Origin of the sequence: Actinomadura sp. KC345, from assembly GCF_004348515.1 — a bacterium.
Lineage (GTDB): Bacteria > Actinomycetota > Actinomycetes > Streptosporangiales > Streptosporangiaceae > Spirillospora.
Window position 1 is genome coordinate 1 of record NZ_SMKH01000391.1, and the last position, 5,955, is coordinate 5,955.

Annotated in this window: 8 protein-coding genes; 4 read left to right on the forward strand and 4 right to left on the reverse strand. The window is 71.1% G+C overall.

What is annotated here, in order from left to right; translation table 11 throughout:
• The first annotated feature begins 33 nt into the window (after positions 1-33).
• Entirely contained in the window at positions 34-1,665 is a 1,632-nt protein-coding gene (locus E1281_RS36230; RefSeq protein ID WP_131884219.1) for a restriction endonuclease, read from the forward strand.
• Here E1281_RS36230 and E1281_RS36235 read toward each other — a convergent pair.
• Both E1281_RS36235 and E1281_RS36240 read right to left on the reverse strand, forming a co-directional pair.
• Positions 1,649-2,416 carry a hypothetical protein gene (locus tag E1281_RS36235; protein ID WP_131884220.1) on the reverse strand — a complete coding sequence of 256 codons (768 nt, stop codon included), beginning with the start codon at positions 2,414-2,416 and terminating at the stop codon, positions 1,649-1,651. The genes E1281_RS36230 and E1281_RS36235 overlap by 17 nt on opposite strands.
• A 22-nt stretch (positions 2,417-2,438) precedes the next feature.
• Positions 2,439-3,026: a DUF998 domain-containing protein gene (locus E1281_RS36240; RefSeq protein ID WP_165959259.1), complete on the reverse strand. Its 588-nt coding sequence runs from the start codon at positions 3,024-3,026 to the stop codon at positions 2,439-2,441.
• A 162-nt stretch (positions 3,027-3,188) separates the two neighbouring features.
• Between E1281_RS36240 and E1281_RS36245 the strand changes: the two genes are divergently transcribed.
• On the forward strand, positions 3,189-3,815 hold the full coding sequence (locus E1281_RS36245) for a TetR/AcrR family transcriptional regulator C-terminal domain-containing protein (RefSeq protein ID WP_243717749.1): 627 nt from the start codon (positions 3,189-3,191) through the stop codon (positions 3,813-3,815).
• 24 nt (positions 3,816-3,839) lie between these two features.
• Here the strand turns inward: E1281_RS36245 and E1281_RS36250 are convergent, their stop codons facing one another.
• Entirely contained in the window at positions 3,840-4,328 is a 489-nt protein-coding gene (locus E1281_RS36250; RefSeq protein WP_207943710.1) for an MMPL family transporter, read from the reverse strand.
• Between the two features lie 252 nt (positions 4,329-4,580).
• Here E1281_RS36250 and E1281_RS36255 point away from each other — a divergent pair, with 252 nt between their 5' ends.
• Both E1281_RS36255 and E1281_RS36260 read left to right on the forward strand, forming a co-directional pair.
• Positions 4,581-5,150 (forward strand): TetR/AcrR family transcriptional regulator, encoded by a 570-nt coding sequence (locus E1281_RS36255; RefSeq protein ID WP_131884222.1) that lies wholly within the window; start codon positions 4,581-4,583, stop codon positions 5,148-5,150.
• 119 nt (positions 5,151-5,269) lie between these two features.
• Complete coding sequence (locus E1281_RS36260) at positions 5,270-5,668, forward strand: VOC family protein (protein ID WP_131884223.1); 399 nt, start codon at positions 5,270-5,272, stop codon at positions 5,666-5,668.
• Here the strand turns inward: E1281_RS36260 and E1281_RS36265 are convergent.
• A partial coding sequence (locus E1281_RS36265; protein WP_207943711.1) for a hypothetical protein occupies positions 5,658-5,955 on the reverse strand: 298 nt, incomplete at its 5' end. The genes E1281_RS36260 and E1281_RS36265 overlap by 11 nt on opposite strands.

Here is a 5,955-nt window from a genome sequence, read left to right on the forward strand (position 1 = left end):
CGGGTGGGGTTATGGCGAGGCGGGCAGGGGTTCATGGCGGCGATCGCGCAGATGCAGCGCGAAGCGGAGCGGGCGGAGGCGGCGCGGCGGCGGGCGGATGCATCCGCGCAGCGGGAGGCGGCGCGGGCGCAGGCCGCCTACGAGCGAGCACGGGCCGCCGACGAGAAGGAGCGCAAGCGCCTCTACGCCGAATCCCGGGCCGCTGAGGTCGCCGCGATGAACGAAGACCTCGCCCAGCGGCTGGAGGAACTGGATTCCATCCTGGTCTCGGGGCTTCTCACCGACACCCGGTTCGACCTCGACAAGCTCAAGGACAAACCGGATGTCGCGCCATTCAACCCTGGCCCCGCGGGCCACCCGGAGGCGCCGCCGCGCCCGGAGGCGTTCCTGCCGCCCCCGCCCTCGGGCCTGTCCAGGCTGGTGGGCGGGGCCCGGCACGAGGAGCAGGTCCGGCAAGGGCAGGCGAACTACCAGCGGGCCTGCGCCGAGCACGCCCAGCGCGAGCAGGCCCGCCAAGCCACGTTGGGCCGCCTCCAGCGAGAGCATGCCCGGCGGACGGCGGAGGCGGAGGAACGGACCCGGCGGCAGCACGCCGAGATCGAGACGCTGAAGCGGGAACTCGCGGCCGGGCGGCCCGACGCCGTCGTCGCCTACCTCGATCTGGTCTCGAACACCGTCTTCTACCCGGACGGGTTCCCGGCGCAATGGCGCATGGCGTACGTGCCCGAGTCCGCCCAACTCGTGGTGGAGTACGAGCTGCCGGGCATCGACGTCGTCCCGACCGTCAAGGCGCACCGGTACGTCAAGACCTCCGACTCCGTCACGGAGACCAAGCGCCCAGCCACGCAGATCAAGGCGCAGTACACCTCCGTCGTCAGTCAGGTGGCGCTGCGGGTCGTCCGCGACCTCTTCGAGAGCGACGCCGCCGGGCATGTCTCGACCATCGTCTTCAACGGCATGGTCAGCACCGTCGACGCGGCGACGGGACGTCCCGTCCGCCCGTGCCTGCTGACGCTGCGGACGACCAAGGAGACGTTCGCCGAACTCGACCTCGCCCGGGTCGATCCGGCGGCCTGCCTGAAGCACCTCGGCGCGGGCGTCTCCCGGAACACGGCGGAGCTCGCGCCCGTACGCCCGGTGCTGGAGTTCAGCATGGTCGACCCGCGGTTCGTCGAGGAGACCGACATCCTCGGCGACCTCGACGAGCGGCCCAACCTCCTCGAGATGACCCCGACCGAGTTCGAGGGGTTGATCCAGAACCTGTTCACCCGGATGGGGCTGGAGTCCCGGCAGACGAGACCGTCCCGGGACGGCGGCGTCGACTGCGTCGCCTACGACCCGCGGCCGATCATGGGCGGCAAGGTCGTCATCCAGGCGAAGCGCTACAGGAACACCGTCGGGGTCTCCGCCGTCCGCGACCTCTACGGGACGTTGCAGAACGAGGGCGCCTCCAAGGGCATCCTCGTCACGACCAGCGGCTACGGCCAGGCGTCCTTCGACTTCGCGAAGAACAAGCCCATCGAGCTCCTCGACGGCGCGAACCTGCTCTACCTCCTCCAGGAGCACGCCGGGGTGAACGCCCGCATCGAGGCGCCGGACGGCTGGCGCGACCCGGCCCCCGACAGCGCCGTCCCGGACAGGGCCGCCCCTACTGCGGGTGGGTGAGGCGGACGTAGCCGTAGGGGTTGAAGAAGAAGTCGTCTTCTTCGTAGCGGTCGCAGGCGGCGGTGCGCAGGATGTGGCGGGGGGCGTCCTCGGTCATGCGGAAGCCGGCGCCGTCCTCGATCTCCTGCGCGCGGGGGTCGGTCAGGAGGTAGATGGCCAGAACCTTAAGGTGCATGGCCAGCTCGGGGACGCCGTGCTCCGTCAGCTGTTCCTCGTCGACTTCGATCTCCACGTCGGGCGCGCCGAGCAGGTGCATGCCGCAGCTGTAGAGGACCTCGCCGTCGTAGATCGGGAGCTTCACCCAGGCGTTGACGAACACGGCGGCGAGTTCCTCGTCCTTGGCCTCGGCGGCCTGCTCGGCCAGGGCGAGCCAGCGGTCCCGGCCGTGGGCGGTTCCGCTGCTCTCGTTCTTCACCGCGGCGGCGCCGGAGCGCAGCAGCGCGGCCGTCGCCTCCAGCAGGCGCCGCGACGTGTCGGCGGCGAGACCCCGCGTCATCGGCGCGGACAGCAGGTAGCCCACGGAGTCGTGGGACTCCACCGCGTCCCGGTCCGCCTGCTCGAACCGCTCCCCGGCCATGCTCGCCTCGAACGCCTCCGGCATCCGGGGGTCGGGCTCGCCCGCGGAGTACTCGCGGTCGAGGACGAACCCGCCGTGCTCGGCGGCGATCCGTTCCATGTCCGCGAGCCCGAACCCGGAGCCGGAGCCGGAGCCGAGCACGCACAGGACATGGCGGGGGGTCACATCGGTCATCCCGGAACACTACCGGCCATGATCACTCCTTCGTGCCGGCTGCCTCCGATCGCCGGGACCGCAGCAGAAGGGCCGCCAGGGCGCCGAACCACGTGAACCCGATGGTGATGCTGACGCGTTGCCACAGGCCGTGGTAGGTGCCCGTGCCGGAGACGTCGTCGTACCGGTGAACGGCGATCATGAGGGTGGCCAGGGAGGTCACCGCGGTGACGACCGTATACCACGTCCACCGCCGGTGGCCGGGGTCGGCGGCGAGCCGGTAGGCGATCACCCCCATGGCGGCGGTCATCGAGATCCAGGTGGGGATCAGGTTGCCGTCGTGGACGACGCCGGCGGCGGTGGGGGCGACGCTTACCGTGCCGGGCGGATATCCGGGCTTGGGATCGGCGGCGAAGACCCCGGCCACGATGAGGCCCAGCCCGAACAGCGCCACCAGCAGCGGACCGGCCAAAGCGCCGCGTCCGGGCGGGAGGGCCCTGCGCAGTCCGGCGGCGAAGCCGAGGGTGAGCACGCCGGACAGGACGAAGTTCGTGATCATGACCCAGCCGCGGTCGCCGTTGGCCAGCTCGCTCCCGAAGTGGTGCAGCGCGTCGTAGTCCGGCCGGAGCACGCTCTCGACAGCAGTACGGCCGCGAACAGGGCGGGGCCGAATCCCCCGGTCAGCAGGGCCCGGGTCAACCGGTCGCGTTCCATGACGCTCCTTAGCGGTGATAACTCCTTAGCGCTGATAAGGGTAGCCCTAGCGCTGCTAAGGTGACAATCCGTGGAGGAGATGCGCGGGGACCACCGCGGCGCCCTGAACCGGGCGACCGTCGTCGAAGCGGCGTTGCGGCTGCTGGACGAGGTCGGGCTGGACGCGCTGAGCGTACGGCGGCTGGCCGCGGAACTGGGCGTCAAGTCACCGGCGCTCTACTGGCATTTCCGTAACAAGCAAGAGCTGCTGGACGAGATGTCCGAGGCCCTGCAGCTGTCGCAGGATCTGACCGGCCCCCGGTCCGGCGAGTCCTGGCGAGAGTGGCTGGCCCGCCGCGCCCGCGAACGGCGCCGGCTGCTGCTCCGCCACCGCGACGGCGCCCGGCTCATCTCCGGCACCGCCACCGGCCCGGCCGTGCTCGCCCGGTTCGACGCCGAGCTGGCCGTGCTCGTCCAGGCCGGGCTCAGCCCCGTCCAAGCCCTGCGGTCGGTGATGGCCATCGGCCACTACGTCACGGGGTTCGTGCTGGCGGAGCAGAGCGAGCACCAGGCGCAAGCGCCCGACTCCATGGCGCCCGGCCCGCTGGCCGAACGCGCACCGCACCTGGCCGCCGCCATCGGGGCGGGCGGCGACCCGCAGGGCGAGGACGCCTTCGAGCACGGTCTCCGGATGCTGGTCTCCGGCCTCGCCGGGCACGGGCGGTGACCCGCGGGCGAGGCCGGAGCGGGATCAGCGCCGCTCGTCCGCCGCGACGACCGGGGGGTCGATGCCGGCGGGTTCGGAGGCCGGGGCGCCGGTGTCCGGCTTCTCGACCGACAGGTGCGGGAGCAGCCGGTCCATCCAGGCGGGCAGCCACCAGTTGGACCGGCCCAGCACGTGCATCGCGGCCGGTACCAGGACGGTCCGCAGGATGAACGCGTCCAGGGCGACGGCCACAGCCAGGCCGACGCCGAACATCGCGATCACCCGCTGGCCGCCGAGGACGAAGGCGCAGAACACCGCGATCATGATGGCGGCCGCGGCCGTGATGACGCGGCCGGTCTCGGACTGCCCCACGATGACCGCGCGCCGGTTGTCCTTGGAGCGCACCCATTCCTCGTGCATCCGGCTGACGAGGAACACCTGGTAGTCCATCGACAGGCCGAACAGCACGGGCAGCATCAGGACCGGCAGGAACGGCTCGACCGGGCCGGTGCCCATGCCGACCAGGTCGGACACCCAACCCCACTGACGACGGCCAAGCGGTGCCGATGACACCAGCGGGCCAAGAGAGACATCGGTACTCCAAGGAATGGTCGGAAACGGGGATGAACAGGGCAGGCATGACGGTGCGACGCGGATAACCTGAACCGACGTTCACCATATATAGTGAACCATCGCTCATGTTGAGTCGGCAAGCACGAACCGGCGACGGGCCGGTGAGCCGGCGGGAACCGGGCGGCAGGAACCGAGCAGTCAGGAACGAGGCCGATGTCCGCAGAACACCGGTTGCGCGCCGACGCGGCACGCAACCGCGAGAGCATCCTCGGCGCCGCGCGAACGCTGTTCGCCGCTCAGGGCGCCTCCGTCGGCATGGACGAGATCGCGCGGGAGGCGGGCCTGGCCGTCGGCACGCTGTACCGCCACTTCCCGACCAAGCAGGATCTGCTCAACGCGATCGCCGCCGAGCTGGCGGACCGCATCTTCGGCGCCCTGGACGAGACGGTGGCCCGCATCGACGCGGGCGGCGACGCCATGCGGGAGCTGACCGTCCTCACCGAGCGCGTCAGCGTGGCGGCGGGCGAGGACCGCACGATCAAGGCCGCCATGAGCCGCCTCGGCCTTGAGGCGTCTCCCGAGCAGCAGCACAGGGCGGTCTCCGGGCTGGCGCGCATCGTCGAGGCCGGGCACGCGCAAGGGGCGTTCCACCCGGACGTGACGCCCGCCGACCTGATCGCGATGATGCACACCCTGCCCGGTGACGATCTGCCCGAGCCCGCCCGCCGGCGCTGGGTGCGGCTCATGCTGCGCGGTCTGGCCGCCCCTGAAGTGACGGACTGAGACCGGGTCTGGGCTCGCCCCGGACGAGGCGCACGGTTCCCGGGGTTGACCTCTAGTCAGGTTGAGGGCGCAGGGTTGGGGTGACGGTCTGGACCGGCCAGACCTTGTTTGGAGGAGCCATGTCCATCCAGCTCGACCACATCATCGTCCCGGCCCCGGACAAGAGGGCCTCGGCCGAGTTCCTGGCGCGCATCCTCGGGCTCGAGGCGGGTGCCCAGACCGGGCCGTTCATCCCGGTCACGACCGGGAACGGCGTCACGCTCGACTTCATGGACGCCGACGGGTTCCGGCCGCACCACTGCGCCTTCCTGGTGCCCGACGAGGAGTTCGACGGCATCTTCGCGAGGATCAAGGAGTCCGGCGCCCGCTACTACGCCCACCCGGACGGCTCCGGCGCGGGCGAGATCAACACGCGTGACGGCGGGCGCGGCGTCTACTTCACCGATCCCGGCGGTCACGCCATGGAGGTCCTCACCGTCCCGTACGGCGGCTGGGCCCCGGCGTCGGTCAGCGGTTGATCAGCTTGATCACCAGCTGCCCGACGGCGAGGTAGATCAGTGCCGCGAACCCGTAGTTCAGCACGACCCCGAGCTTGGCGTCCTCGGGGGTGAAGACATCCCCGAGGCCCAGGACGAGGACCTTCGCGACGTCGTAGATGCCGCTGACGAAGCCGTTGCCCTGGTTCGCCTCCGTGAGCACGAACAGGATGTGCAGCAGGAAGATCGCCACGACCAGGCCGACGACGAGGCGGATCACGTTGGCGACGGCCGAGCCGCCGTCGCGGCGGCGGGGGTCGCGCGGGTTC